This window comes from Caballeronia sordidicola, assembly GCF_000729995.1.
GTDB lineage: Bacteria > Pseudomonadota > Gammaproteobacteria > Burkholderiales > Burkholderiaceae > Caballeronia > Caballeronia sordidicola_A.
The window spans coordinates 1-1,508 of the sequence record NZ_JNFG01000108.1 but is presented as its reverse complement, the minus strand read 5'-3'; the positions used below and the strand labels follow the sequence as shown (position 1 = coordinate 1,508).

General features: G+C 59.7%; 1 protein-coding gene. It reads left to right on the top strand.

Features of this window, described 5'->3' with window-relative positions; all coding sequences use genetic code 11:
• The first annotated feature begins 23 nt into the window (after positions 1 to 23).
• On the top strand, positions 24 to 1,349 hold the full coding sequence (locus tag FH08_RS0133920; RefSeq protein WP_031362617.1) for an IS1182 family transposase: 1,326 nt from the start codon (positions 24 to 26) through the stop codon (positions 1,347 to 1,349).
• Positions 1,350 to 1,508 lie beyond the last annotated feature (159 nt).

Genomic DNA, 1,508 nt, shown 5'->3' with positions numbered 1-1,508 from the left:
GATGGGGTAAACGTTGTTGAATGATGACGACCAGCTATCTCCCCTACAATCCGCAGCAGCAGATGCTTCTGCCTCAGGCCCTGCAGGAGTGGCTTCCTGAAGGGCATCTTGCCTATTTCATTAGCGATACGGTTGATACGCTGGACCTGAGCGCATTTCACGCTCGGTATGCCGGTGGCGGGTCACGCAATCAGCCGTTTCATCCGTTGATGATGGTCAAGGTGCTGGTGTACGGCTATGCGACGGGCGTATTCTCGTCGCGCAAACTGGCCAGGAGACTGCATGAGGACGTTGCGTTTCGAGTTCTGGCGGCGAACAATTTTCCGGCGCACCGAACCCTCTGTGATTTCCGTGCCTTGCATCTGAAGGCATTGTCCGATCTGTTCGTTCAGGTGGTGAAGTTGGCGCAGGAATGTGGACTGGTCAAGCTGGGGACCATCGCCGTCGATGGTACCAAGATCAAGGCCAACGCCTCGCGCCACAAGGCGATGAGCTTTGAGCGCATGCAGAAGGCGCAATTGGAACTGAAGGCGCAAATCGATGCCTTGCTGGCCCAGGCGCAGGCGACCGACGATCGCGAGAAGAATGAGCCGGGGCTGGATATTCCGGCCGAGATCAAGCGGCGCGAAGATCGGCTCGCCGTGATTGCGGCTGCGCGCGCACGGCTGGAAGAACGCCAGCGCGAAGCGGACACTGCACGCGGACGTTCATCCGACGATGACACCCCGCCGGGTGGCGCAGGCAAGCCAAAGAAGAAGTCCCGCTTCAAATACAAATTCGGCGAACCGAAGCCGACGGCGCAGGAGAATTTCACGGATCCGGACAGCCGGATTATGCCGCGTGCCGGCGGTGGCTTCGACTACAGCTACAACGCCCAGGCTGCGGTGGACGACACGGCGCACATCATCGTCGCGGCCGAACTGACCAACAGCGCCGCCGACAGCCGTCAATTGCCGGGCGTGCTCGCGGCGCTCAAGCACAACACCGGAGCCGATCCGCGCCAGGTTCTCGCCGATGCTGGCTATTGCTCGGAGGACGTGTTTGAGGCGCTGCGCGAGCACCCCGCCGAGTTGATCGTCGCTCTTGGAAAGGAAGGAAAGGAGAACGTAGCAATTGATCCGAAGAAACGGCCGCTGTGCGCCGCGATGGCAGAACGATTTACGTCAACGGCCACGCAGGAGGCTTACCGTCGGCGAAAATGGTTGTCCGAACCGCCCAACGGTTGGGTGAAACAGGTTCTGGGGTTCCGACAATTCAGCATGCGCGGTCTGACCAAGGCCCAGGCCGAATGGAAACTCGTCTGCGCTGCGCTCAACCTGCGAAGAATGGCCAATATGATGGCTGCATAAGCGTGCCAAAGCGGCGATTGCTTCAACGTTCGGATCGAAACGTGATCAAATCGGCCGCATCGCTCGCCGTCCCCGGGTGAAAATCGGCGGCGCTCACACATATGCATTCGATGTCAGTCGCTCACCACCCCAATTTCTATCTGCCGCGCAGACTCCTAG